Here is a 25,509-nt window from a genome sequence, read left to right as displayed (position 1 = left end):
CTCGCTGCTACAGCTTAAGTGCATCTAACATGGCCTGGGTATTGGCCCCCTTGGCCTGGCTCACCCGGGTCAAGCCGGCGGCACTGGCCTGAGCCGAAACTCTGGGGCTGGGCACTATGATATGACAAGCGCGCAGCCATGCAAATAACTCTTTCGGCACCAGATCCAGCAGATTTTCCAGGATTTCCCCGCTGGTGACCAGTATCGTATCTATCCCAAAAGCCTGCCATTGGGCCAAGATCTGCTGCGGTTCGAGTGGCGGACAGACACGCCGGTAGACCTCCAGGTAACTGACCTCGGCCCCTCTTGCCTGCAGCTGTTCGGCCAAGGTTTCCCGGCCGCCCTGGCCGCGAACTATGACTATGCGTTTACCTTTGACCTCCCGCAAGGCCGGCAGGGTCAGCAGGCCTTCGGTCTGTTGCTGTTCGTCCGGCGCCTTGACGGCGGCTATCCCCAGCTGACTCAGGGCTTGCCAGGTCGCATCGCCGACCGCATAGCAGGCCTGGGACGGCAGTGGCCGCGCCCGGGAGGAGAGGGCATAGTGCACCGCATTGGTGCTGATGAAGATCAGTATGTCTGCCGCTTGCAACCGGTTCAGCCCAGCCTCTAGGGCGGTGCCGGTCAGGGGTTCGACCGCCAGCAGCGGCGTGACCAGGTGAGCTATGCCCCGCCCGGACAAGGCCGCGGCCATGGCGGCGTTGCGTCCGTCGGGGCGGGTGAGTAAGACTCTCATCCCAGGGGCCTAGGCGTTGGCGTAGACTGCATCCAATATGGCCTTGGCACCCTTGGCGAGCAATTCTTCCGCCAGGGCCGTGCCCAGATGCGTGGCCTGGGTCTTGGGACCCGTGACCTGGCCCCGAATGATCTGCTTGCCATCCGGGCTACCGACCAGGCCCCTCAGGGTCAGGGTATTGCCCTCGATTTCGGCATAGGCGCCAATCGGCACCTGGCAACCTCCTTCCAGGCGGGTATTCATGGCCCGCTCGGCCAGTACCCGGTAGCGGGTCTCCATATGCTCCAGCGGCGCCAGCAGCGCGTGCACCCTGGCATCATCGCTGCGACACTCAATGCCGACGGCGCCCTGGCCGTTGGCCGGCAGGGATGCCTCGGCAGAGAGGAAACTGGCGATGCGGCTCTCCAGCTGCAGACGTTTCAGGCCGGCCGCCGCCAGTATGATGGCGTCGTAATCGCCATTGTCGAGTTTCGCCAGCCGGGTGCCGACATTACCCCGCAGGTCTTTGATGATTAAATCTGGTCTGGCGGCCCGGATCTGGCATTGGCGCCGCAGGCTGGAGGTACCTACCAGGGCACCCTCGGGCAGTTCGTCGAGGCTTTGGTAGCGATTGGACACGAAGGCATCGCGGGGATCGTCACGCTCGCATATGACCTGCAATCCCAGGCCGTCGGGGAAGTCCACGGGGACATCTTTCATCGAATGCACTGCGATATCGGCTTCATGCTCCAGCATGGCCACTTCCAACTCTTTAACAAACAGCCCCTTACCTCCGACTTTCGCCAGTGGGGTATCCAAGATCACATCGCCTTTGGTGCTCATGGGCAAGAGCTCAACCCTGAGACCCGAATGGATGCGCTCCAGTTCGGCCTTAACAAATTCTGCCTGCCACATGGCCAGCGGGCTCTTACGGGTTGCGATACGAATGAGATTGGATGACATGCCTGGATTTCCGTCGGAAGCTTAATAAGCCCAATGCTAACATCGAGTGGCCGTCTATGTCACAAGTCCAGCCTCATTCTTTGTCTTCGGCAGGCGGTGGCATGGCGCTGAAATGTGATCTGGATCGCATTTCTTTGTCGCCCCGGTGAAAGCTGCTAGCATATAGGCGTTTTTTACTCGGTTTGAGTCATTTTTTAACATGAAAACAGTAGCTCGGGCGGCTGAAATAGCGGAAAGGTTGAATAAGGTGCGGCTGGCCCGCACCTTGGCCTTGCTGTCGCCGTTGCAGCGGCAGTTGTTTCGCCTGATCCCGCTGTTTTTCCATCATCATGTCCAGGCCATGCCAGGTTACAACGGGCCGCTGACGCCGCGGGGAGTCCTGGGTTACCTGGCATCGGCGGATGAGCTGCAGGCCTGTGACACTTTCGCGCTGCCGCGGCCGGACCCGGATGACACCGCCGCCTGGGTGTTCAAGGGCATCTACGCCATGGGCAGCACAGGCAGTTTTGGGCAGAATGCCAACAGCGATGTCGACATCTGGCTGGTGCACAGGGCCGAGCTCGGCGCCGAAGCCCTGGCGGCATTGCGCCAAAAAGCGGCCGGCATCAGTCTCTGGTTCGCCGGTTTTGACTTCGAGGTCAACTTCTATCTGGTGCATCCGCAACAGTTCAGCGGCCGCCATGCACCAGGCCATACAGGGCAGGCCATGGGGCATGAGCATAGCGGCAGCACCCAGCACTGGTTGCTGCTGGAAGAGTTCTATCGCAGCCAGATCCGCCTCGCTGGCCTAACTGTGGCCTGGTGGCCGCAGGCCGAAGCGGATGAGACTCTGTTGCATCTGGGGGATGTCCACACCTTGCCCGCGACCGAGTATTTTGGCGCCTCCTTGTGGCAACTTTACAAGGGGCTGGACACCCCGCATAAGGCCTTGCTCAAGGTCTTGCTGCTCGAAGCCTATGCCAGCGACTACCCCAGGAGCCGACTCTTGTGTGACAGCCTCTGGCAACGCACCCTGGCCGGCGATTTTTCCAGTGCCAATGACGCTTATTTTCTCTTATACGACAGCATAGAAGCCTACCTGCTCAAACAGCGGAGCCGGCGGCGGCTGGAGATCGTCCGCCGCTGTTTTTATCTCAAGTGTGCTATCCGGCTGAGCGACCCGCAAGCGGCCAGGGACTGGCGTTATCACAGGCTGCAACACTTGGTCGCCGACTGGCAATGGCCCATGAGCCTGCTGCAGACGCTGGATGACAGCGCCAATTGGCATAGTGGCCAGCTGCAGTGGTTCAACGAGCAGCTCAACGAACTTTTGCTCAGCAGTTACAAGACACTGCTGGGCTTCGTGTCGACCCACAGGCTGAGTGAAGGCCTGAGGATTGAAGAACTCGGCATGCTCAGTCGCAAGCTGCATACCTATTTCAGCCAGGAAAAACAGCGGGTGCCGATCCTTAACCCCTTGTGGAGCCGGACCGTTGCCGAGCCGCATCTGACCGTGATTTACAGCCGGCAGGAACAGCTTTACCACTTGTACCTGGGGCAGCCCATACGGCGGGATTTCATCGGCCGGGCCGGCATTTACCGCGCCAATACCCCGGCAGCCCTGCTGAGTTGGGCCTGCCTGAACGGGGTGGCGACCGCCCGCACCCGCTGGCATGAGTTGGGGCCCAGCAGGGTGGATCCCAGGGCGCTGACACTGGCGTCCAGGCGCTTGCGCCGACATATCGGCGCGCCCTGGCGGGTATCCAAGCTGGATCTCTGCCGTCCCTGGCATTACCGTAAGCTGATCTTCATGCTGAACCTGGATCAGGATCCCACCCTGAACTGGCGGGGACAGGAGCTGGCCGTCGCCCTCACGAATGCCGATGTATTTTCCCTCGGCAGGCGGGGGCAGAATATGCTGGGTTCAATCGACGTCATAGGTCTCAACAGCTGGGGGGAATGGCAGTGTCATAGGTTCGATGGCCGGCAGGCGCTATTGGCGGCCCTGTCTTGGGTCACCCCTGGGCTGCTCAGGACGCCGCCATCGAGTGAGATAAGCGTCATGGGTTGCTCCCGACGCCTCAGACGCAGGCTCGAGCGCAGGGTGGACAAGCTGCTGCGCCAGAGCTTTGTCCCTGGCCCGAATGCCCAGTCATCGCCCCCAAGGATGCGGGAGCTCACGCTGGCAGGGACCAAGTACGGGCTGTTTTTCACCCCCCAGGGGATGCACTATCGCGTCTCGAGTCCTGAGTCCGAGGCTGCATCTGAGCCATGGCTGGCGCCCGGGTCGGCGGCTGAGGCTCAGGTTGCCATGCCTGAGATTGCCATGCCTGAGGTCATCCGGGACTTCGCCGCCAAGGGGGCGGTACAGTATTTTCTGCGTCAAGGGGAGTCGGGGCTGGAGGTGTTTATTCTGGATGAAGACAACGCCTTGACCCATGAGGTGCAGGCGGATGGCGACTCGGCCGAGCTGGTCGCGAGCGTGAGTCATGCCTATGCGTTCGCTGCCTCGAGTCCTGCCCGGCATAGCTTTAATCTGCCACAATTCTTCAGCCTGCAGTGGCTCGCAGGTCGACTGCAGGTGCTCCCCTTCGGCCTGGTGGCCGCGGAGCAGGATATCGCCTTTTAAGCCTCAGGCCTGGCGAGGCAGCCGCTCAGAGGCTGAGGCGAATGCCACCCTGACGATAGATGGATTCGAGCACGAAGGGCATGAATTCGCCGCCGTTGCGCTCATCCAGCCATTGACCATCGACATAGGAAAAATGATAACCGCCGAAGCGGGTGGCTATCCAAATCTGGTGCAAAGGTTCCTGCTTGTTGATGACGATCTTTGAGGTGTCCTGGAACTCGAGCTGCAGCACATTGCCACTGGCATCTATATCCACATCGGCATCCTGTTCGTCTATGGCCGTTTCTATGGCGTTTTCTATGGCTTGAAACATCTCATCTGCGAGTTGATGGAACTGCGTATCTGTCATGGCCATGTATTTCTATCCTTTGCTTTCGTCAAGATGGATGCGATTATAAGGCCAATACCCACAGGATGCACAGATGTTGACACAAATGAGACTGCTTTTATTGCTAATGCTTGCTAGTTTATTCACTTCGGCCTGTGGCCAGAAGGGGCCGCTCTATAAAACCCCGGCGACAGAAGCCAATCGGCCTGCCGTGGCTGAGCCGGCTGCGGACACGCCGGCCGGGCAAACCCAATCGCAACAGCAATAATCTCCTAAGGAACCTATACAGTGGATCACTTTCTCTACCAAGATAATGCCCTGTTTGCCGAAGACGTTCGGGTCAGCGAGTTGGCGCGGAAATACGGCACGCCTCTCTATGTCTACTCCAGGGCGACCCTGGAGCGACATTGGCATGCCTTCGATCGCGCCGTGGCAGCGCATCCACATCTGGTATGTTATGCGGTCAAGGCCAATTCCAATCTGGCGGTATTGAATGTGCTGGCACGGCTGGGCAGTGGTTTCGATATCGTCTCGGGTGGCGAGCTGGCACGGGTGATCCAGGCCGGTGGCAGTCCGGACAAGATAGTCTTCTCCGGCGTCGGCAAGACGGTGGCCGAGATGGAGCAGGCGCTCGAGCTAGGCATCTATTGTTTCAATGTGGAGTCGGCCGCCGAGCTGGAGCTGCTCAATGAGGTCGCCGGCCGCCTGGGCAAGCTGGCACCCGTGTCCCTGAGGGTCAATCCCGACGTCGATGCCGGCACTCACCCCTATATCTCCACCGGCTTGAAAGAGAATAAATTTGGCATAGGCATGGACGAGGCCGAAACCGTGTTCGCCCGCGCCCAGCAACTGCCCCATCTGCAGGTCAAGGGGGTAGATTGCCACATAGGTTCACAGCTCACCGAGCTGCAGCCCTTCCTCGATGGCATGGATCGCATGCTGGCCTTGGTCGACCGTTTGGCGAGCCGGGGGATTAGCATCGAACATTTCGACGTGGGTGGCGGTCTTGGCGTGCCCTATGATGCCGAGACACCGCCGCAACCCGACGTCTACGCCGCCGCGCTGCTGGCGCGTTTGGGCGACAGGAAACTCAAGCTCATCTTCGAGCCAGGCCGTGCCATCGCCGCCAACGCGGGCCTGTTCGTGACTCAGGTTCTCTACCTCAAGGACAACGGCGACAAGCATTTCGCCATTGTCGATGGTGCCATGAACGATCTCATTCGCCCGGCACTCTACAGCGCCTGGCAGAACATCATTCCGCTCGAACCCAGAGCCGGCAAGACCCGGGCCTTCGACATAGTCGGCCCCGTGTGTGAGACGGGTGATTTTCTCGGCAAGGACAGGCAGCTCAGCCTAGAAGCCGGCGATCTCCTGGCGGTGCGTTCCAGCGGCGCCTACGGCTTCGTGATGTCCTCCAATTATAATACCCGTCCGCGGGCGGCCGAGGTGATGGTGGACGGCGACCAGGACTATTTGGTGCGTGAAAGAGAAAAACTGGCGCAGCTCTGGCAAGGTGAACGACTCCTGCCGTAAACTAGTATTAATCCGGCGCTTCCCGGCGAAGCGCCAAGGCTCGACAAAGGATATCTCTCTTGATCCAATTCACTAAGATGCACGGACTGGGCAATGACTTCATGGTGGTCGATGGCGTGACCCAGAATGTGTTTTTCTCGCCAGATCAGATCAAGCGTTTGGCCAACCGGAATGTCGGTATAGGATTCGATCAACTGTTGCTGGTCGAGCCGCCCTATGATCCGGATCTGGATTTTCATTATCGAATCTTCAATGCCGACGGCAGTGAGGTGGAACAATGCGGCAATGGCGCCCGCTGTTTTGCCCGCTTCGTGCGCAATAAGGGGCTGACCAACAAGAATAAAATTCGTGTCAGCACCTCATCCGGCAAGATGACCCTGCGCCTTGAGCGTGATGGCAGCGTGACGGTCAACATGGGAGTGCCGGTCACCGAGCCGAGCCAGATCCCCTTCAAAGCCAAGAAGGCCGAGAAAACCTATCTGCTGCAGACCCAGATGCAGACCTTTCTCTGTGGTGCCGTCTCCATGGGCAATCCCCATTGTGTGATTCAGGTCGAAGACATAGAGACGGCCCAGGTGGCGGAAGTGGGGGCCATGTTGACCCGGCACGAACGTTTTCCCAGAGGGGTGAATGTGGGTTTCATGCAGGTGCTCAACCCGGGGCATATCAAGTTGCGGGTCTATGAGCGCGGCGCCGCCGAAACCTTGGCCTGTGGCAGCGGGGCCTGCGCCGCTGTGGCGGTCGGCCAGCTACAGGATAAGCTCGGGACCCAGGTGCGGGTGGATCTGCCGGGCGGCACCCTGACCATAAACTGGGAAGGTGAAGGCAAGCCGCTGTGGATGACAGGCCCGGTCCAACATGTGTATGACGGACAGATACAATTATGACAGAAGTGACCAAGATGACGGGACCCGAGGGCCCACGCATGAGCGAGCCCTTCGATGAGGCGATAATTCGTGAATATCTGCTGGATAATCCCGACTTCTTCAGCCGTTATCCCGAATTGCTGTTGGCGATGCGCATCCCGCATCTTGAGCGTGGCACAGTCTCTCTGGTGGAACGCCGCCAGGACATCTTGCGGCAGCGGGTACGCCAGTTGGAAGAAGAGATCACCGCCCTGTTATCCATAGCCTCGCGCAACGAACAGATCTATCTCTTCAATAGCGAGCTATCCCTCAAGCTGCTCGACTGTGCCGATCTCGGCGAGCTGCGGCAGATCTTGTCGGAAGAGTTGAAGCGGCAGTTTAATTTCAGCCATGTCAGGCTAATCACTGTGCATGATATCGACAGCGAATTGGCCAATATCTGGGCCAAACGCCTGCATCAGGGGCATTATTTCGGTCGCCTGACCCAGCAGGAGTCCAAACGCCTGTTCGGCAGCAGTGTGGGCTCGGTGGCATTGAGCAAGCTGGCGGACACCAATGGCCAGGTGATCTTCGCCATCGCCAGTCAGGATGCGGCGCATTTTCAGCCCGAAATGGATAATCTGCTGCTGGATCAGCTGCGGCGCCTGCTGGATTTCTTGTTGCCCAAGTTTTGATGTCGACGCTTATGTTTCGCTTCCCGGCCCGAGGTGCCTATGTCAGCTGCAAGCGGCGACTGTAAGTCTGCCTTCGAGCGTTACCTGAGCACGGAGCGGCAGTTGTCGCCCCATACAGTGCGCAATTATCTCTATGAGCTCAAGCGCGCCGAGGGCCTGCTGCCGGCCCCCGTCATCTGGCCCGAGATCAGGCGCGAGCAACTGCAACAGGTGTTGATCAACTTGCATCGCCGCGGCCTGAGTCCTAGATCCCTGGCCTTATGCCTGTCTGCGCTGAAACAATTCGGCGAATTTCTCCTGGGTGAGGGCCAGATAGCGGCGAATCCGGCCGCCGGCCTGAGCGCACCGAAACAGCATAAACCTTTGCCCAAGAATATGGATGTCGATGCCGTCAGTCACTTGCTGGCGCTGGAGGGCACAGATCCCCTGAGCCTGAGGGATAAGGCGATCATGGAGCTGTTTTATTCCAGCGGTCTGCGTTTGGCCGAGTTGGCCGGGCTGAACCTGAGTGACCTGCATAGGGGGCAGGCCGAGGTCAAGGTGATGGGTAAGGGCAGCAAGGAGCGGATAGTGCCTGTGGGCAAGTACGCCCTGGCGGCGCTCGAGGCCTGGTTGGCCATCAGGGCAGGTATCGGCTGTGAGGATGAGGCCCTGTTCGTCACCGCCAAGGGCAAGCGCTTGTCCCACCGCAGCATTCAGGCGCGCATGGCCAAATGGGGCCAGGAGCAGGCGTTGGCGGTGCGGGTGCATCCCCATAAGCTGCGGCATTCCTTTGCGACCCATATGCTGGAATCCAGCGCCGATCTGCGTGCCGTGCAGGAATTGCTGGGACACGCAAACCTGTCCACGACCCAGATCTATACCAGCCTGGATTTCGCCCATCTGGCTAAGGTGTATGACGGCAGCCATCCCAGGGCAAAGAAAGCCAAGGCAATGAAGACCAAGGACAAGTGATGAAATCTTACCTGAGACTCGGTGAGTTCAAGGCGCTGAGTTTCGACCTCGATGACACCCTGTACGACAATGCCCCCTATATAAGGCGCGCCGAGGCCGAACAGCTGGCCTTCCTCCACCGCCAGTTCCCGGCGACGCGGGTGTGGCAGTTGAGCGACTGGCATAGCCTGAAACACAGGCTGTTGGCCCAGGACCCCGGCTTGGCCCAGGACACCACCAAGGCCAGGCGGGCGCTGTTAACCCAGGGCTTGCTGAGTCTGGGCTACAGCGAGACCCAGGCCAGGCGCGGCGCCGCCGAGGGGCTGGCCTGTTTCCTGGCCCACCGCAGCGACTTTTGCGTCCCTGCCGGCGTCATCCGATTTTTGCAACGCTTGGGCCAGCGTTATCCCTTGATAGGCATCACCAATGGCAATGTCGACCCCCAGCGCATCGGCCTGGGACAGGTATTGCAATTCGTCTTGCAACCTGGGGAAGGGCTGAGGATGAAACCCCATGGCGACATGTTTTCCCTGGCCTGTGAGCGCTTGGCAATCGCGCCGCGGGAGTTGCTGCATATAGGCGACAGTTATGCCGCAGATGTGCAGGGCGCGCGGCGCGGCGGTTGCCAGGTTGCCTGGTTGAATCCTGCCTATGCCCGCAATGAGCCCAAGCCGCCGACGGCCGGACAATTGCCGCAGCTGGAAATTGCCTCGCTGGATTGTTTGCTGTCGCTCCTGGACTGAGATTCAGACTTGGTAGCTTTGATGCCATGGAAGGAGCTGGGGTCATGGAAGGCGCGAGCGCCAGGGGCTGAGTGACTAGGGCTGAGTAGCTAGGGGCTGAGTATCTGTTTGTTGGCCGCCAGCCGCTCGGCCTCGGCCCGGCGCAGCATGATCTTTACCTGACGCCGACTGGCCCGCATATCGGCATCGCCGACCCGAAAATAGCTGCCGGAGTAAGGATCCGATCCTATGTAGACGGGGCGCTCGCTCAAGGGGACCGCTGGCACTCGCAGGCGTATCACTCTCTTGCCCACTATCTCTATGATTTGCACGTCGGTCGGTGCCAAGACATTGCGGCTGATGCGGCTGCGGTCATTGAGAATTTCCCAGATCTCACTCAGCATGGGCATGGGATTGTGTATGCCTTCTATGCTGAAGCCGCTGCCATTCTCTTTCACCCCCAGGATGATTTCACCGCCTATGGTATTGGCGAAGGCACTGTAGCTTTCCCACATGCCCTCGGGGAGCTGTCCCTGGCCATCGCGCCCCTGGGCCAGCTTGAATTCCACCTGCGCCGATTCCTGCAGCCGCTCTATGTCATCCAGGGCGAAGGATTGAAAGCTCATGGGCGTCTCGAACAATGGCACTCTAGCAAAAAAGTAACACGCAGATCTCGGAAACGCCAGCATGCCTGAGTCGCCACCTGGGCCCGAAACCAGGCTAGAACCCGGCACTGGCTGGCCGCAAAAGCCTGGACAGCAAAAAGGGCTAACCATTGCTGGTTAGCCCTTTTCAATACCACAGCCTAATCCCTGGGGATCAGTTCATGCCGTATTTTTTCAATTTTTTACGCAGGGTGCCACGGTTGATACCCAGCATGTTGGCTGCACGGGTTTGGTTGCCGCGGGTGTGCTGCATTATGATGTCAAGCAGAGGCGCTTCTACTTCGCTTAATACCATCTCGTAAACTTCAGAGGCTTCCTGACCGTCCAACTGAGCGAAGAAGTTAGTTACGGCACGCTTAACTGCGTCACGTAATAACTGGGGCTTGATAGTGCCGTTAGCGGTTTCGATTTTGCCTACGGTAAGCTGGTGAACTTCAGTGTTAGTTGTCTGATCAAACATTCTATTCTGCTCTTTATTAATTCTGTACTAATTCATCAAAATAACATTCCACCAGGGAATATTGTTCTGCAGCGGTTTCCAGCCGATTGAAGTCAGCCCTAAATTGGCGCTGGTCTTCCTGGTTCAGGTACCACCCCATATGTTTTCTGGCGAAGCGGCTGCCCATGTATTCGCCATACAAGTCATACAGTTTGCTGAGGTGTTCCAGCATCACTTGACGCTGCTGGGCCACATCTATGGGTGCTAGCTTATTACCCGTGTCCAGGTAATGCTGGATTTCTCTGAAAATCCAAGGCCTTCCTTGGGCGCCCCGTCCTATCATCAGGGCATCGGCACCTGTGTAATCAAGCACAAAACGTGCCTTCTCAGGACTGCCTATGTCCCCGTTGGCGATAACAGGAATCGAGATATTCTGTTTGATAGCTTTGATCGTGTCGTACTCGGCATCGCCTTTGTACATGCATTGCCGGGTGCGGCCGTGAACGGCCAGCGCGACTATGCCACAATCCTGGGCTATCCGGGCGATTTGAACACCATTCCTGTGTTCCGGATCCCATCCGGTGCGAATCTTGAGCGTCACAGGCACGTCGACTGCCCCCACCACGGCTTGTAAAATGCTCTTTACCAAGTCGGGGTTTTGCATCAGTGCCGAACCTGCCAGCTTCTTATTCACTTTTTTTGCCGGGCAGCCCATGTTGATGTCAATGATGTGAGCGCCCTGTTCAACGTTGAACCGGGCGGCTTGCGCCATTAACTCGGGATCTGCCCCTGCGATTTGTACCGAGCGCAAACCTTCTTCGCCAGAATGCGTCATACGCTGGCGACTCTTATCCGTGTCCCAAACATCTGGGTTAGATGAAAGCATCTCCGACACCGCCAGGGCTGCGCCATAACGAAGGCAGAGATTGCGAAAGGCTTGATCTGTGACACCTGCCATTGGTGCCACGATCAGCTGATTGTTCAGTTGATAGGGTCCAATCTGCATTTGTGGTCTCACCTTGCTCTTCAAAGGGGCGCTATAGTAGCCCTTTTTACCTGTCATGAAAAGGTCAATAAATGACCTGGGCACAACTTTTTTACTTGACTTTTATCGGCCAGGAACTCACTCGGAACGCAGGGTCGGGCGTCTATTACAGTGATTTACGTGTGCCTGTCAAGCGGCTCCATTCTTCTTTGTGAGCGGCGGGGTCCATGTCGAACCATTGGGCGTAGAAGTCGGAAATTTCCTGGGATTGCTCCTGCAGCAAACCCGAGAGCGCTAACTTGCCACCGGGTTTGACCCGTTCGGCGATCAGCGGTGCCAGTTCACGCAACGGACCTGCGAGTATGTTGGCGACCAGCACATCGGCCTTGAGATCGGCCGGCTGATCTTCCGGCAGGTACAGCGCCAGCTGGTCGGCGACCCCGTTGCGTTCGGCGTTGGCGCGTGAGGCGTCTATGGCCTGGTAGTCTATGTCTATGCCTGTGACTTTCTTGGCACCCAGTTTCAATGCGGCGACCGCCAGGATGCCGGAACCACAACCGAAGTCTATGACTTCCTGCCGGCTCAAGTCCAGGCTGTCCAGCCACTCCAGACACAGGGCCGTGGTGGGGTGAGTACCAGTGCCGAACGCCAGGCCGGGATCCAAAATCACGTTGACCGCATCGGGATCCGGGATCTCACGCCAGCTGGGACAGATCCACAGACGTTGACCGAATTGGATAGGGTGGAAGTTGTCCATCCATTCGCGCACCCAGTCCTTGTCTTCTATCAGTTCTACCTTGTGGCTGAAATCTTCACCCAGGAAAGGCAAGTGCTTCAGCATCTCGATCGTCGGGGTCAGATCTGTATCTGCCTCGAACAGCGCCACCACCACAGTATCCTGCCACAAGGGGGTTTCGCCCAGCTTGGGTTCGAATATCGGCGTGTCTTTACCATCTTCGAAGGTAATGGAGACTGAGCCTGCTTCCATCAGCAGGTCGCTTAAGGTTTCGGCATCGTCACTGTTGGTGTTGATGCGCAGTTGGATCCAGGGCATGTGGGCTTCCTGTGAGTCTTGGGATCGAATTTCGCGCTATTGTAACTCCAAGCCGTGGAGGTTGCGAGTTTCAGCACACAGCAGCCAATTAGCCGGCATCGACATGGGGCGAGTGTGGTGAATTTAACCCGGCGGCAAGATTCTCTGTGGTCGTTGGATGAGCTGCTAAAATAATGATTCCGGGTTAGTTATTGAACATTTGATCCAGCTCATACTGCCCGGCACACAGATGTACGACATTCATAGAGCGTGATGCAAGCTTGCCGCTCCCATTACTTAAATGAGGCCGATATGGCGAAACGTCTTAAGATGACCAAGTGGTATGCCTGTCTGGATGTGTGCCAGAGCCTGTCCGGGGTGCTGCTGGCAGTATTTCTGTGGACCCATCTTTTGTTGGTGTCGTCAATCTTGCTCGGTGGTGAGGCCATGGCCTGGGTGGCGCGCACCATGGAGCTGAGTTTCCTGAGCGCCGATGGTCAGGGTTATCCCTGGGTCGTCAGCCTGATCGCCATAGGCGTCGCCGGGTTGGCCTTGGTGCATGCTGTGCCTGCGTTGCAGAAAATGCCGCTGACCTTGCGCCAGCATGCAGCGCTGCGAACCCAGATGCACAGCATAGATCATGGCGACACCCGCCTGTGGTACTGGCAGGCGCTGACAGGCGGCGTCATTTTACTGCTCTTGCCCGTGCATCTGTGGTTGATTGGCTCGGCACCCGAGACCATAGGTCCCCAGGGCAGCGGCCACAGGATATGGGCTCAGGGCGTCTGGCTCCTGTATCTGCCGCTGTTGCTGGCGGTGGAATTGCACGCCGCCATCGGCATTTACCGGGTCGTATTGAAGTGGGGCGCGGCGCGGGGGCTCAATACCCGCATCCGGCTCAAGAAGCTCAAGACACTGGTCAGCCTGCTGTTCATCGCCATAGGCCTGGCGTCTTTGCTGGCGTTTTTGCCTTATGCGACCCTGGCAGGCTAGCCAGACGCTCACTATTTCACAAGGAGAGCAGACGTGAAACTCATCTATACCGATGCCTTGGTCGTGGGGGCAGGATTGGCGGGTCTAAGGGTGGCCATCGCCGCCAAGGAACGTGGCCTTGATACTTTGGTGTTATCGCTCATTCCCGCCAAACGTTCGCACTCGGCCGCGGCTCAGGGCGGCATGCAGGCGAGCCTGGGGAACGCGCTCAAGGGCATGGGCGATGATGAAGATGTGCACTTTCAGGATACGGTCAAAGGTTCCGACTGGGGCTGCGATCAGAGCGTGGTGCGGATGTTTACCCACTGTGCGCCCAAGGCGGTGCGGGAATTGGCCCACTGGGGTGTGCCCTGGACCCGGGTCACAGCCGGCCCCAGAGAAGTGATAGTCAATGCCCAGAAGGTGACGCTGGAGGAGGCCCAAGCCGCCCATGGGCTGATCAATGCCCGTGACTTTGGCGGCACCCAGAAATGGCGTACCTGCTATACCGCCGACGGCACAGGGCATTCACTCCTGTATGCCATGGATAACAAAGCCATTTCCATGGATATTCCCGTGCATGAAAGAGTCGAGGCGCTGGCGCTCATTCATGACGGCAAACGCTGTCATGGGGTGATTGCCCGTTGTCTTATCACGGGTGAGCTGCGGGCCTATGTCGCCAAGGCGACCACTATCGCGACAGGTGGTTATGGCCGCATCTATGCCGTGTCCACCAATGCGGTCATCTGCGAGGGTATGGGGCAGGCGCTGGCGTTGGAGACTGGGGTCGCCACCCTGGGCAACATGGAGGCGGTGCAGTTTCACCCGACCGCCATAGTGCCTGTGGGGATCCTCACCACTGAGGGCTGTCGCGGCGACGGTGGCCTGCTGCGCGACAAGGACGGTTATCGCTTCATGCCCGATTATGAACCAGAGAAGAAAGAGCTGGCGTCAAGGGATGTGGTATCACGGCGCATGACGGAGCACATGCGTAAGGGCAAGGGGGTCGACAGTCCCTATGGGCCACATCTGTGGCTGGATATCACTCTGCTGGGGCGAAAGCACATAGAGACCAACCTGCGTGAAGTGCAGGAGATCTGCGAAAACTTCTTAGGCATAGATCCCGTCAAGGATTGGATCCCGGTGCGCCCGACCCAGCACTATTCCATGGGCGGGGTGCGCACCGACGCCAAGGGCCAAAGTCCGCAGCTCAAGGGGCTGTTCAGTGTCGGCGAGGCGGCCTGCTGGGACATGCACGGCTTCAATCGCCTGGGGGGCAATTCGCTGGCAGAGACTGTGGTGGGCGGCATGATAGTCGGCAAATATGTTGCCGATTTCTGTGAGTGCAACAACCTGGAGGTCGATACCGGACTGGTGCAGCAGTTCATGGACAGGGTCAGCGTCGAAATCGACACCCTGATAGACGGCGGTGGCAGCGAGAGCCCCATAGTGCTCAAGCGTGAGATGCAGCGCATCATGATGGATTACGTGGGCATATTCAGAAATGGCGCCGAACTGGATAAGGCCGTCGCCGGGTTGCAAGTGTTGCTCGAGCGTTCCCGCAGACTCGGGCTCAAGTGCAAGAAGCGTCACGCCAACCCCGAGTTGGTGGAGGCGCTCAGGGTCAGGCGTATGCTCAAGGTGGCGTTGACGGTTGCCTGCGGCGCCGCGGCCCGCACCGAGAGCCGCGGCGCCCATGCCAGGGAAGATTATCCCCAGCGCAACGACAGGGATTGGCTCAAGCGTACCCTGGCCAGTTGGCCCGACAGCGGGGCGCTCGAGCCCGTGCTGCACTATGAAGCGTTGGATGTGATGCAGATGGAGTTGCCGCCGGGCTATCGTGGTTATGGTGCAGATAACAGCATAGCGCACCCGGATACCGAGAGGCGCTCGGCGCAGATAGCGGCGATTCTCGAAGGCCTGGGGCCCGATGCCGACAGGTATGCCAGGCAGAGGGCGCTGATGCCGTTTGACTTGCCCGACAGCCTGGCGCCGAGAAATGAGCGCCTGTGCGACACTCTGGCAACGCCGCTGACGTCTGTGGCCGGCAAGATCTCGACGGGGGAGCAGGCATTATGACGGCAAGACTCATCACCACAGTGACAGATACCGGATCCACAGGACGCAGCTTAACCTTCAACATCTTTCGTTTCGATCCCCTGGAAAGCGGCGATAAGCCCAAGATGGTGAGCTACAGCCTGGATGAAACCCCGGGGATGACCATCTTCATCGCCCTCAATCGCCTGCGGGAGGAGCAGGACAGTTCGCTGCAGTTCGATTTTGTCTGCCGGGCGGGGATCTGCGGCAGTTGTGCCATGGTGATCAATGGCTTGCCGACACTGGCCTGTCGCACCCTGACCACTCGCTATCCCAAGGGAGAAATCACTCTGATGCCGCTGCCGGGTTTCGAGCTCATAGGGGATCTGTCGGTCAACACGGGTAAATTCATGCGGCAACTGGCCGAGCGGTTACAGTTGTGGCTGCACCCCAGGGAAGGAGATCAGTCTATCCATGCGTTGGAGCAAGCCATGGATCCCGACGAGGCGGCGCGTCTGTACGAGCTGGAACGCTGCGTCGAATGCGGCGTGTGCGTGTCGGCCTGCGCCACCAGGCAGATGCGTGACACCTTTGTCGGCGCCGTGGGACTGATGAAGATAGCCCGCTTCGAGCTCGACAGCCGCGATGGCCGCAGCCTTGAGGACTTCTATCATGTGATAGGCAATCAGGATGGGGTCTTCGGCTGCATGACGCTGCTGGGCTGCCAGGATAACTGCCCCAAAGATCTGCCGCACATGCAGCAAATTGCCTATCTGCGCCGCAAGATGGCCATGACCCTGCTCTAGTACGGCTTGAGGCCGGGTTTAGCCAGGCATCGCCGACCGCTGAGGGGGATTTTCAGCCACAAAAAAGCCGCTTAACGCGGCTTTTAAAGGCAACTGGCCAAGATTAAGACTTGGCGCGTTTCATCGCGGTGAAGAATTCATCGTTGGTCTTGGTCATCGCCAATTTGTCGATGAGGAATTCCATGGCGCTGACTTCATCCATGGGATTGAGGATCTTACGCAGGATCCACATCTTCTGCAGTTCTTCGGGCGTGGTCAGCTTCTCTTCGCGGCGGGTGCCTGAGCGGTTGAAGTCTATCGCCGGGAAGACGCGTTTTTCGGCCGCCTTACGTGACAGGTGCAATTCCTGGTTACCCGTACCCTTAAACTCTTCGTAGATGACTTCATCCATCTTGGAGCCGGTATCGACCAAGGCTGTGGCGATAATGGTCAGGCTGCCGCCGTGTTCTATGTTACGTGCCGCGCCGAAGAAACGCTTGGGTCTATGCAGGGCGTTGGCATCCACACCACCCGTCAGTACCTTGCCTGAAGACGGGATGACAGTGTTATAGGCACGTGCCAGACGTGTGATTGAGTCGAGCAGTATGACCACGTCTTTCTTGTGTTCAACCAAACGTTTGGCCTTCTCGATAACCATTTCGGCTACCTGCACGTGACGGCTCGCCGGCTCGTCGAAGGTCGAGGCTATCACTTCGCCTTTGACCAGGCGCTGCATCTCTGTCACTTCTTCCGGACGTTCGTCGATCAGCAGTACTATCAGTACCACGTCGGGATTATTATAGGTAATGCTCTGGGCAATGTTCTGCAGTAACAGTGTCTTACCCGCTTTTGGCGGTGCAACAATCAGACCGCGCTGACCCTTGCCTATCGGCGAACAGAGATCCAGAATACGGGCGGTGATGTCTTCTGTCGAACCATTGCCGCGCTCCATACGCATACGCTCTTCGGCATGCAGCGGAGTTAAGTTTTCAAACAGGATTTTATTGCGGGAATTTTCTGGCTTGTCGAAGTTGACTTCATTGACTTTGAGCAGGGCAAAATAACGCTCACCTTCTTTGGGCGGGCGGATCTTACCGAAAATAGTGTCGCCGGTGCGCATGTTGAAGCGGCGGATCTGGCTGGGCGAAACATAGATATCATCCGGGCCGGCAAGGTAAGAACCGTCTGCACTGCGTAAGAAACCAAAACCGTCTTGGAGGATTTCTAATACGCCGCCACCAAAAATGTCTTCACCACTCTTGGCATGGGCTTTAAGGATAGAGAAAATAATGTCCTGCTTGCGGGCGCGGGCCATATTTTCGAGCTTCATATTTTCAGCTAGCGAGACTAGCTCAGAAATAGGCGTGTCTTTTAATTCAGTTAGATTCATTTTAGGGGGTCTTGTGTTACGCGACAAAGCTTACCGCGTTCAATCAGTAAAGTTTGTGATGCTAGGATAGTGATTGAAAAGCGAGAAGTGGTTCAGTTAGAAGAAATCTGATTATTAAAGTAGCACTAACAAACGCGGGCGTCCAGAAATTTAGGGAAACCCGACACGATTTATTTACAACTCGTATCGGGCCGACGGACGCTAATGCCTGGGCATTAGAGCTGGGCGTCGATGAATTCTTTCAGTTGGGTTTTAGACAGGGCGCCGACCTTGGTCGCAGCCAGTTCACCACCCTTGAACATCAGCAGCGTCGGAATGCCGCGCACGCCGTATTTGGCCGGTGACACATTGTTCTGATCTACGTTCAGTTTTGCCACTGTGATGCGACCGGCATATTCCTCGGCAACATCGTCCAGAATGGGGGCGATCATTTTGCATGGACCACACCACTCGGCCCAGAAGTCTACCAATACTGGCTGTTCTGACTTTAATACGTCGTTTTCGAAGCTGTCGTCGCTCAGGTATACAATTTTCTCGCTCATGATGTTCTCCAGTTTGGTTGCCATTGCTGGTTTGTTAATGGCTTACCATGTATATTGGGGTTGAAAAATAGCTTTTCAAGTTGCCTTGTTACAATGTGGCTATTTCAAACGATCGAGTATCTTATTGCAACCCTAACTGGTAAGCTTGCGCTATGAGCCAAACACATTTATCTACCCAAAAATTTGCCGACCTGCCTCTGCATCCCGAGGTTATTCAGGCACTAACAGAAAACGGTTTTGAATATTGTACGCCTATCCAGGCGTTATCATTACCCATATTACTTCAAACAAAAGATATCGCAGGCCAGGCACAAACGGGCACAGGCAAGACCATGGCTTTCCTGGTAGCGACCTTCAGCCACCTGTTATCGACCCCCATTCCCGAAGGGCGCCAACTCAATCAGCCCAGGGCCATCATCATGGCTCCTACCCGCGAACTGGCGATTCAGATAGCCAAAGATGCCACTCTGCTTGCCAAGCACACCAAGATCAAGGTGGGCATAGTCTATGGCGGCGAAAGCTATGATGTACAAAGAAAAGTGTTGGATCAGGGTGTCGATATCCTGATCGGCACCACGGGGCGCATCATAGATTATGTGCGTCAGGGGATCATCAACCTGAGTGCGATTCAGGCTGTGGTGCTGGATGAAGCGGATCGTATGTTCGATCTCGGTTTCATCAAGGACATACGCTTCCTCTTCAACCGCATGCCGGCGGCGGATCAACGCCTGAACATGCTGTTTTCGGCGACCCTGTCGATGAAGGTGCAGGAACTGGCCTATGATCACATGAACGAGCCGGAAAAAGTCGTCATAGCGCCCGACGAAAAAACGTCCAAGAACATCAGGGAAGAGATTTTCTATCCGTCGCAGGATGAGAAATTGCGTCTGCTGCTGACCCTGATCGAAGAAGATTGGCCCGACAAGGCGATCGTCTTCTCCAATACCAAGCATAGCTGCGAGAAGCTCTGGGCCGCCCTCGAGGGTGATGGCCACAGAGTCGGCCTGTTGACCGGAGATGTGCCGCAGAAGAAACGTATTCGCATTCTGGAACAGTTCACCACAGGGGATTTGGATATCCTGGTGGCGACCGATGTGGCGGCCCGTGGCCTGCATATCTCGGACGTTTCCCATGTGTACAACTACGACTTGCCGGACGACTGCGAAGATTATGTGCACCGTATCGGCCGTACCGGTCGCGCCGGCGCCAAGGGTGTGTCCATCAGTTTCGCCTGTGAAGAGTATGCGTTGAACCTGCCGGCCATAGAGAGCTATATCCAGCACTCCATCCCCATGAGCAATTACGACAGCTCGGCACTACTGGATGATATTCCGCCACCCGTACGCATTCATCGCAAGCATCCCAGTGGCTCGCGTAACCTGAGAGACCGTCCGGGTTCGGGCAGGACTCAAGGGGCACATCGCAGCGGTGGTCGTCCGCCGCGCCATGACAGGACACACAGACACTCGTAAATGCCGACACCCGCTTACGCCGCCATTACTCTGGGCTCTAACAGTTTCAATATGCTGATCGCCAGGACTCAGGGTGATCGGCCTCAGGTTATTGCCAAGTATAAGCGTAAGGTCAGGTTGGCCGAGGGAATCGCACCCGATGGCCGCCTGAGTCAGGTCGTGATGCAGCGTGGCCTGGATTGTCTGGCGATGTTTGCCCAGATGTTGGCCGAGCATAAGATAGCGGCAGATAACGTTGCCGTTATCGCTACCGCCACCCTGAGATGCATCAGCAATGCCGACGACTTCTGTCGGCATGCCCTGTCCGTGTTGGGGCATCCGATAGAGATCATCACAGGCCTGCGTGAGGCCGAGCTCATCTATCAGGGCATGGTAACCACCACCTGTGGCGATGGCCGCCGTCTGGTGATCGATATAGGCGGTGCCAGCACCGAATTTATCGTAGGTGATGGCCATGAACTGTTATTCAAGACCAGTTTGCCCATAGGCTGCGTCACCTTCAATCAGCAATTCTTTTCCTCTGCGCCACTGCAACAGCTGGACTTCGATGATGCCAGGCAACAAGTGTTGCTGAGCCTCGGCGAGCAGCGCCAGGCGTTGCGCCGACTGGGCTGGCAGTGTGTGGTGGGCGCCTCGGGCGCCGTCCAGTCCGTGGTCGAACTGTTACTGCATCGCCGGCAGGCGGAAACCATTACCCCCCAGGTGCTCGAGTGTCTCAAGCAGGAAATCCTCAACCAGAGCGATCTGTCCCTGTCCGGCATTCGGGGATTATGCCCCGAGCGGGCGCCTACCTTCGCCGCCGGTGTCGCCATTCTGTCGGCGTTGTTCGAGTTACTCGGGATAGAAAAGCTGTCGCTGTCGGGCGGGGCGCTGCGTGAAGGGGTATTGCATATGCTGGCGAGTCGCATCGACCGCAGCTAGCCAGAGGAGGAATCCCGGCGTCGGCGGCCTCTGCGACAGAAGCCGTTACTGCAGCGACCTCTGTTATCTTCCATGACTCATCCAGGAGCCGGCATTCGCCTATGCCGACCTCAGTATCCCGGCCAGATCCCGCTCCAGGGATATCTCTGGACGCTCGACTATTCGTCCCATTTCCCCGCCATCTTGCAGGACTATGAAGGTGGGAATACGTTCGAAGTCGTAGGCGGCCGCCAGGCCCTGGGGATCTTGTTTGGCACGGTCGATGCCGATATAGCTGGCGCGGATATTGGGGTTGTCGATGGCTTCCAGCACCCGGATGAAACGGGGCAGTTCTCTATGACAGTCGGGGCACCAGGTGCCTATGATGGCAACTATCTCTATGGCGCCGCCGAGCTGGCTGAGGGGGGCGAGTGTGGCCATATCCGGCTGATAGGCCAGATATTCGCTGTCGAAGCCGGGTAGCTGCTCGGCCAGTTGGGTGCTTGGGATCTTGCCTGTCAGTATCACTGCTATGCCCTCATAAATCGCCGTTGCCTTGGATAGGCCGTTCTTGTCGCTTTGGGGATGATACACTCTGGCTCCCCTGCCTGCCAGCTTGCCGGCGTTTCCCCTTAGGCGATAAAAAAACGCCGCACCGGGCGACGTTTACTCTGTTAGCCGCAGCAGGCTATCGGGCGCTCTCTTTGAGCCACTGGGCGACGCGTTTGGCGAAGTAGGTCAGGATACCGTTGGCGCCGGCGCGCTTGAAGCAGAGCAGCGATTCCATCACTATGGCTCTTTCCGCCAGCCAGCCATTCTGAATGGCGGCCATATGCATGGCGTATTCACCGCTGACCTGATAGGCGAAGGTTGGCACAGCCAACTCGGTTCTCACCCTGTGGATGATATCCAAATAGGGCATGCCCGGCTTGACCATCACCATGTCGGCACCTTCCTGTATGTCCAGCGCCACTTCGTGCAGGGCTTCGTCGCTGTTGGCCGGATCCATCTGGTAACTGTGCTTGTTGCCGCCCTTGAGGTTGGCCGCCGAGCCAACCGCATCCCGGAAGGGACCATAGTAATTGGACGAGTATTTGGCCGAATAGGCCATGATCTGGGTATTCACATGGCCGGCGGCTTCCAGCGCCTGGCGTATGGCGCCGATGCGGCCATCCATCATGTCCGAGGGGGCGACGATATCGGCGCCGGCCTCGGCATGGGATAGGGCCTGCTTCACCAGCACTTCGGTGGTGATGTCATTCAGTATGTAGCCGCTGTCGTCTATGATGCCGTCTTGGCCGTGGGTGGTGAAAGGATCCAGGGCCACGTCCGTCATCACCCCCAACTGGGGGAATTCTTCCTTCAATGCCCGCACCGCGCGCTGCACCAGGGCATCGGGATTGTAAGCCTCTTCCGCCATCAGGGTCTTCTGTTCCGGCGGTGTCACAGGGAAGAGGGCGATGAGGGGAATGCCGAGTTCGACCAGTTCGGCGGCTTCCTTGAGCAGCAGGTCGATGGAATACCTCTCTATGCCAGGCATGGAGGCTATCTGCTCGGTGCGGTTGATGCCCTCGAGGACGAACATGGGATAGATGAGGTCGTCGACGCTGAGGCTGTTCTCGGCCATCAGGCGGCGGCTGAATTCATGTTTACGCATGCGGCGCATTCTGCGCTGGGGGAAAGCACCGGTAATTATATTCACATTCGACTCCTAACTTGGTTGTGTCCTATCCTGGGGCGGCGAATAGCGGCAGACGCGATTGCGCCCGGTATTTTTGGCCTGATATAACGCCTTGTCGGCCTGTTCCAACAGGGCCGTGGGGTGTGTATCGCTGGCGATCACTTCGGCGCTCACTCCTATGCTGACGGTGAGTGGAATGGCATCCCCTTCCCAGTCGATAACCAGTGCATTGACTGAGGTCCGGATCATTTCGGCCACTGTGATGCCGCCCTCGACCGAGGTGTTGGGCAGTATGATAGCAAACTCTTCACCGCCAAAACGTGACACAAGATCGGTCGGGCGCTTAATATTCTGCTGCAGACAGGCGGCAATGGTTCTCAGGGTCTGATCGCCGGCCAGGTGGCCGAAGTTATCGTTGATGGCCTTAAACCTGTCGATATCCACCATGAGCAGTGCCATTGGGGCCTGTTGCCGGCGGCTGATGCGCCCCTCGGCAATGAGGCGCTTATCGAAGGCGTTGCGATTCTTCACCCCTGTGAGGCTATCTATCGTGGTCTGCTCTGTGAGCTTCTGGTTGACCTCGTTGAGTTCCCGCAGCGTGACTTCGAGCTCCAGGGTGCGCTCCTGCACCATTTTCTCCAGCCGCTCTTTGCTGCTGGCCTCGGCCCTGAGGGCCTCTTCACGGGTGATGCGGATGCGTTCGGCCTGTTGCAGCGCTTCCTGTTGGATCTTGAGTTTGGCCTTGCGTTCGTCGTTGTAGCGTATGGCCAAGACGGCGGCCATGAACACTATTTCGAAGCTGAGGCCTATCATCACTGGGGTCTGCGACATGATGTCGATATGCACCAGCCCCAGGTAGATCATGCTGCTGCCCAAGGCGCCCAGCAACAGCCCGAGCCAGCCGATGGAATACAGCTTGGCCAGCTTATGCCCGCGCACGGCCTGGCGAATGGCGGTCACCATCAGTATGCTGGAGATAAGCAGCACAGACACGACTTCGATATACAGCAAAGTCGCAGTGTCCATGAAGGGTACCAGGGCAAGCTGCAGCAGGGCATAGACGGCGCCAATGCGGCAGAACCTCAGCATGCGGATGCTCTGATACTTGAGCTGCAGCACCTTCTCGGTAAACATCAGGGCGAAGGCCGTCACCAGGGGGATCAGCAGCGGCACCATCAGCTGCTGCAACTCGGGCCAATCGGGCCAGAGGAAACGAAAGGCGATGCCATTGAGGGTGGCGACCAGCAAGCTCATGGATAAGACATAGCCGGCATAGTAGCTGTAGCTGAATGAGCCCGACGCCAGGGCGATGAAGAGGCTGAACAGGCCTATGGCCGCCAGTCCCCCCAGCTGGAAACCGCTGATGAGCGAGCTGGACTCAGTCCTCTGCGCCAGCTCGTTTGCCGACCAGAGGCTCAGGGGCAGATACATGCCGCCCTGAGAACTTATTTGCAGGTAGAAGGTATGCTTGTCGCCGGCTTCGATCTCGAAGGGATAGAGGAAAATGTTGCTCTGCAGCGGCCGGTGGTAAAAGGGCAAGCTGTCGCCCATTTCCTGTACATCCACCAACTCGTCGTTGATCAGGTGGAATAATTTAATCTTATCCAGCAATGGATTATCCAGGGCGATGATCCTGGTCAGTCGCGTCTTGTCACTGAATAGACTGAAGGTCAGCCAGAGCTTGTCCACGCCTATGTGACGTCGCTCCTCGTCGCTCAGGCGCCGCCATTGATTGGCGGGCGCCCGGCTCGCCTGGGCCAGATCGTCGAAATCTGCTGTCGTGTTGATGTAGGACCAGGCGGACAGATCAAATCTGTCGTTTGAATTTGCATCCGGGATCAGTACGGGTGCCGCCTGCGCCGGCAATGCCATCAGCCAGAGCGAGAGCCAGAGATACATTCCCCTAAGTACCGACATGGTCGTGCTCCAGGCCGAAGAAGCGCAGGCTGTTGTGATAACAAAGCGCGGCAAATTGACTCGGATCCTGGCCACGCAAGCCGGCGATATGCTCTGAGATATGGGGCAAATATTCAGGTTTATTCTTACTCGACTTAGGCTTGGGCCGCAGGTTTCTCGGCAGCAGGTAAGGGCTGTCGGTTTCTATCATGATACGATCATCCGGGATGTCCGGCACCAGCGCGGCGAGCTCCTGACCGCGACGTTCATCACAGACCCAGCCTGTGATGCCTAAATGCAGATCCAGGGCCAGGCAGGCGTCCAGCATGGCGCGATCGCCGGTGAAACAATGCAACAAGGCATTGGGCAGATGCGGACGATACTCTTTGACTATGGCGATAAAATCCCGGTTGGCATCACGCTCATGCATGAATACCGGCATCTTCAGCTTGGCCGCCAGTTCAAGCTGGGCGGCGAAGACCCGGCGCTGCACTGGTCTGGGGGAAAAGTCACGATTGTAATCCAGACCGCATTCGCCGAGCGCCACTACCTGTGCGGCAGCGCAGAGCTGAGTCAGCTCGGCGCTGCTGGCGTCATTCCAACTGCTGGCCTGGTGGGGATGCACCCCGGCGGTGCAGTAAAGCCGGTGCGGATGGGCCTGGGTTAGCGCCAGCGCTTTGGTACTCTCAGCCAGATCGCTGCCAATAACCAACAGCGGCGAAACCCGCAGTTTCGCCGCATCTTCTATGACAGTGTCTATCTCATGTTCCAGCGCGCTGCCGACCAAGTTGACGGCAATATCGAAATAGGCCGGCATTTACTTCAGACGTTTGACCCTGATGGTCGCATTCCTGTCATCGCTGCCCAACAGGAAAGAACCCAGGGCCCCTTTTTCGATGAAGACGGTATCGCCGGCTTTCAATTTATAATGGCGAGTCTCGACCTGTTTCCAGACCTGACCATTGGTGAAATTCAAGGTCAAATTACCATAGAGGTCTTTCTTGACTGACGTTATTTCCAGATACAGTTTGTCGACATCCAGTTCTACCGGCTTTCTGTGGATACCGAACTCGGCTTCGGCTGTGGTGGTCACGGCGGTCGCTACGGGTGCGGCCGATGCCGGCGGCATCGCCTGGACGGCAACGCCTCTTGGAGCCTGGCGCCCCGGCTTGGCGACACCCGCGGCGAGCTTGTCATAACAGATCAAACGATCCAGTTTATCCCCCTGGGCGGCACACAAGGCCAAATCTTGCTCCAGGCCGGCATATGCCTGGCTCGAAAATCCTATGACTGCAGCGGCTATCCAAGTTAAGCGCATGATCTCTTCCTTATTGTTCTGGGTCCGAATAGGGTACGAACCTGGCTGTTGAACC

The 25,509-nt window shown here is 57.6% G+C and carries 26 protein-coding genes; 12 read left to right on the top strand and 14 right to left on the bottom strand.

Features of this window, described 5'->3' with window-relative positions; translation table 11 throughout:
- Window positions 1–7: 7 nt before the first annotated feature.
- Window positions 8–733, bottom strand: a complete 726-nt coding sequence (locus tag LZP73_RS07035; RefSeq protein WP_234233742.1) for a uroporphyrinogen-III synthase — start codon at window positions 731–733, stop codon at window positions 8–10.
- Window positions 734–742: 9 nt separating this feature from the next.
- Window positions 743–1,675: a hydroxymethylbilane synthase gene (gene hemC / locus LZP73_RS07030; RefSeq protein ID WP_234233741.1), complete on the bottom strand. Its 933-nt coding sequence runs from the start codon at window positions 1,673–1,675 to the stop codon at window positions 743–745.
- A 199-nt stretch (window positions 1,676–1,874) separates the two neighbouring features.
- Between hemC and LZP73_RS07025 the strand changes: the two genes are divergently transcribed.
- Window positions 1,875–4,283, top strand: a complete 2,409-nt coding sequence (locus LZP73_RS07025; RefSeq protein ID WP_234233740.1) for a class I adenylate cyclase — start codon at window positions 1,875–1,877, stop codon at window positions 4,281–4,283.
- Between the two features lie 25 nt (window positions 4,284–4,308).
- Here the strand turns inward: LZP73_RS07025 and cyaY are convergent, their stop codons facing one another.
- Window positions 4,309–4,638, bottom strand: coding sequence for an iron donor protein CyaY (gene cyaY, locus LZP73_RS07020; protein ID WP_169563841.1), 330 nt, complete (start codon window positions 4,636–4,638; stop codon window positions 4,309–4,311).
- A 67-nt stretch (window positions 4,639–4,705) separates the two neighbouring features.
- Between cyaY and lptM the strand changes: the two genes are divergently transcribed.
- From lptM to LZP73_RS06990, 6 genes are read left to right on the top strand one after another with little or no spacing between them, the layout of a single operon-like run.
- Window positions 4,706–4,879, top strand: coding sequence for an LPS translocon maturation chaperone LptM (gene lptM, locus LZP73_RS21525; RefSeq protein ID WP_442800717.1), 174 nt, complete (start codon window positions 4,706–4,708; stop codon window positions 4,877–4,879).
- A 20-nt stretch (window positions 4,880–4,899) separates the two neighbouring features.
- On the top strand, window positions 4,900–6,144 hold the full coding sequence (gene lysA / locus LZP73_RS07010) for a diaminopimelate decarboxylase (RefSeq protein WP_234233739.1): 1,245 nt from the start codon (window positions 4,900–4,902) through the stop codon (window positions 6,142–6,144).
- Window positions 6,145–6,203: 59 nt separating this feature from the next.
- Window positions 6,204–7,031, top strand: a complete 828-nt coding sequence (gene dapF, locus LZP73_RS07005) for a diaminopimelate epimerase (protein WP_234233738.1) — start codon at window positions 6,204–6,206, stop codon at window positions 7,029–7,031.
- Window positions 7,028–7,684 (top strand): DUF484 family protein, encoded by a 657-nt coding sequence (locus LZP73_RS07000; protein ID WP_234233737.1) that lies wholly within the window; start codon window positions 7,028–7,030, stop codon window positions 7,682–7,684. The genes dapF and LZP73_RS07000 overlap by 4 nt, the downstream gene beginning before the upstream one ends.
- A gap of 39 nt (window positions 7,685–7,723) precedes the next feature.
- The gene (gene xerC, locus LZP73_RS06995) at window positions 7,724–8,638 is read left to right on the top strand and encodes a tyrosine recombinase XerC (protein WP_234233736.1); all 915 of its coding nucleotides are present in this window, start codon (window positions 7,724–7,726) and stop codon (window positions 8,636–8,638) included.
- Complete coding sequence (locus LZP73_RS06990; protein ID WP_234233735.1) at window positions 8,638–9,360, top strand: HAD-IA family hydrolase; 723 nt, start codon at window positions 8,638–8,640, stop codon at window positions 9,358–9,360. The genes xerC and LZP73_RS06990 overlap by 1 nt, the downstream gene beginning before the upstream one ends.
- Before the next feature lie 89 nt (window positions 9,361–9,449).
- On the opposite strand, the gene LZP73_RS06985 is transcribed toward LZP73_RS06990, so the two are convergent.
- The 4 genes from LZP73_RS06985 to prmA all read right to left on the bottom strand — a co-directional run bounded on the left by LZP73_RS06985 (window position 9,450) and on the right by prmA (window position 12,482).
- On the bottom strand, window positions 9,450–9,965 hold the full coding sequence (locus tag LZP73_RS06985) for an AlbA family DNA-binding domain-containing protein (protein WP_234233734.1): 516 nt from the start codon (window positions 9,963–9,965) through the stop codon (window positions 9,450–9,452).
- Between the two features lie 193 nt (window positions 9,966–10,158).
- Window positions 10,159–10,464, bottom strand: a complete 306-nt coding sequence (gene fis, locus LZP73_RS06980; protein ID WP_169563848.1) for a DNA-binding transcriptional regulator Fis — start codon at window positions 10,462–10,464, stop codon at window positions 10,159–10,161.
- Window positions 10,465–10,480: 16 nt separating this feature from the next.
- A complete protein-coding gene (gene dusB, locus LZP73_RS06975) occupies window positions 10,481–11,449 on the bottom strand; it encodes a tRNA dihydrouridine synthase DusB (protein ID WP_234234243.1) in 969 nt (322 codons plus the stop codon).
- A gap of 145 nt (window positions 11,450–11,594) precedes the next feature.
- The gene (gene prmA / locus LZP73_RS06970; protein WP_234233733.1) at window positions 11,595–12,482 is read right to left on the bottom strand and encodes a 50S ribosomal protein L11 methyltransferase; all 888 of its coding nucleotides are present in this window, start codon (window positions 12,480–12,482) and stop codon (window positions 11,595–11,597) included.
- A gap of 291 nt (window positions 12,483–12,773) precedes the next feature.
- Between prmA and LZP73_RS06965 the strand changes: the two genes are divergently transcribed.
- From LZP73_RS06965 to LZP73_RS06955, 3 genes are read left to right on the top strand one after another with little or no spacing between them, the layout of a single operon-like run.
- Window positions 12,774–13,454, top strand: a complete 681-nt coding sequence (locus LZP73_RS06965; RefSeq protein ID WP_234233732.1) for a fumarate reductase cytochrome b subunit — start codon at window positions 12,774–12,776, stop codon at window positions 13,452–13,454.
- Between the two features lie 33 nt (window positions 13,455–13,487).
- Complete coding sequence (locus LZP73_RS06960) at window positions 13,488–15,512, top strand: fumarate reductase flavoprotein subunit (RefSeq protein ID WP_234233731.1); 2,025 nt, start codon at window positions 13,488–13,490, stop codon at window positions 15,510–15,512.
- Window positions 15,509–16,276: a fumarate reductase iron-sulfur subunit gene (locus LZP73_RS06955; RefSeq protein ID WP_234233730.1), complete on the top strand. Its 768-nt coding sequence runs from the start codon at window positions 15,509–15,511 to the stop codon at window positions 16,274–16,276. Before LZP73_RS06960 ends, LZP73_RS06955 begins: the two co-directional genes overlap by 4 nt.
- Window positions 16,277–16,379: 103 nt before the next feature.
- On the opposite strand, the gene rho is transcribed toward LZP73_RS06955, so the two are convergent.
- A complete protein-coding gene (rho, locus tag LZP73_RS06950) occupies window positions 16,380–17,645 on the bottom strand; it encodes a transcription termination factor Rho (RefSeq protein ID WP_169563853.1) in 1,266 nt (421 codons plus the stop codon).
- A 215-nt stretch (window positions 17,646–17,860) separates the two neighbouring features.
- On the bottom strand, window positions 17,861–18,187 hold the full coding sequence (gene trxA, locus LZP73_RS06945; RefSeq protein WP_169563854.1) for a thioredoxin TrxA: 327 nt from the start codon (window positions 18,185–18,187) through the stop codon (window positions 17,861–17,863).
- Between the two features lie 152 nt (window positions 18,188–18,339).
- On the opposite strand from trxA, the gene rhlB reads away from it, so the two are divergent.
- Window positions 18,340–19,659, top strand: a complete 1,320-nt coding sequence (gene rhlB / locus LZP73_RS06940; protein WP_234233729.1) for an ATP-dependent RNA helicase RhlB — start codon at window positions 18,340–18,342, stop codon at window positions 19,657–19,659.
- Complete coding sequence (locus LZP73_RS06935; RefSeq protein ID WP_234233728.1) at window positions 19,660–20,580, top strand: Ppx/GppA phosphatase family protein; 921 nt, start codon at window positions 19,660–19,662, stop codon at window positions 20,578–20,580.
- 99 nt (window positions 20,581–20,679) lie between these two features.
- Here the strand turns inward: LZP73_RS06935 and LZP73_RS06930 are convergent, their stop codons facing one another.
- The 5 genes from LZP73_RS06930 to LZP73_RS06910 all read right to left on the bottom strand — a co-directional run bounded on the left by LZP73_RS06930 (window position 20,680) and on the right by LZP73_RS06910 (window position 25,454).
- Entirely contained in the window at window positions 20,680–21,153 is a 474-nt protein-coding gene (locus LZP73_RS06930) for a thioredoxin family protein (RefSeq protein WP_234233727.1), read from the bottom strand.
- Between the two features lie 94 nt (window positions 21,154–21,247).
- The gene (gene hemB, locus LZP73_RS06925; RefSeq protein ID WP_234233726.1) at window positions 21,248–22,261 is read right to left on the bottom strand and encodes a porphobilinogen synthase; all 1,014 of its coding nucleotides are present in this window, start codon (window positions 22,259–22,261) and stop codon (window positions 21,248–21,250) included.
- Window positions 22,262–22,270: 9 nt separating this feature from the next.
- Entirely contained in the window at window positions 22,271–24,157 is a 1,887-nt protein-coding gene (locus LZP73_RS06920; protein ID WP_234233725.1) for a sensor domain-containing diguanylate cyclase, read from the bottom strand.
- On the bottom strand, window positions 24,144–24,953 hold the full coding sequence (locus LZP73_RS06915) for a TatD family hydrolase (RefSeq protein ID WP_234233724.1): 810 nt from the start codon (window positions 24,951–24,953) through the stop codon (window positions 24,144–24,146). The genes LZP73_RS06920 and LZP73_RS06915 overlap by 14 nt, the downstream gene beginning before the upstream one ends.
- Complete coding sequence (locus LZP73_RS06910; RefSeq protein WP_234233723.1) at window positions 24,954–25,454, bottom strand: hypothetical protein; 501 nt, start codon at window positions 25,452–25,454, stop codon at window positions 24,954–24,956.
- Window positions 25,455–25,509: the final 55 nt, after the last annotated feature.

It is taken from the genome of Shewanella sp. AS16 (genome assembly GCF_021412365.1).
Lineage (GTDB): Bacteria > Pseudomonadota > Gammaproteobacteria > Enterobacterales > Shewanellaceae > Shewanella > Shewanella salipaludis.
This window is presented reverse-complemented; position numbering and strand designations above follow the sequence as displayed.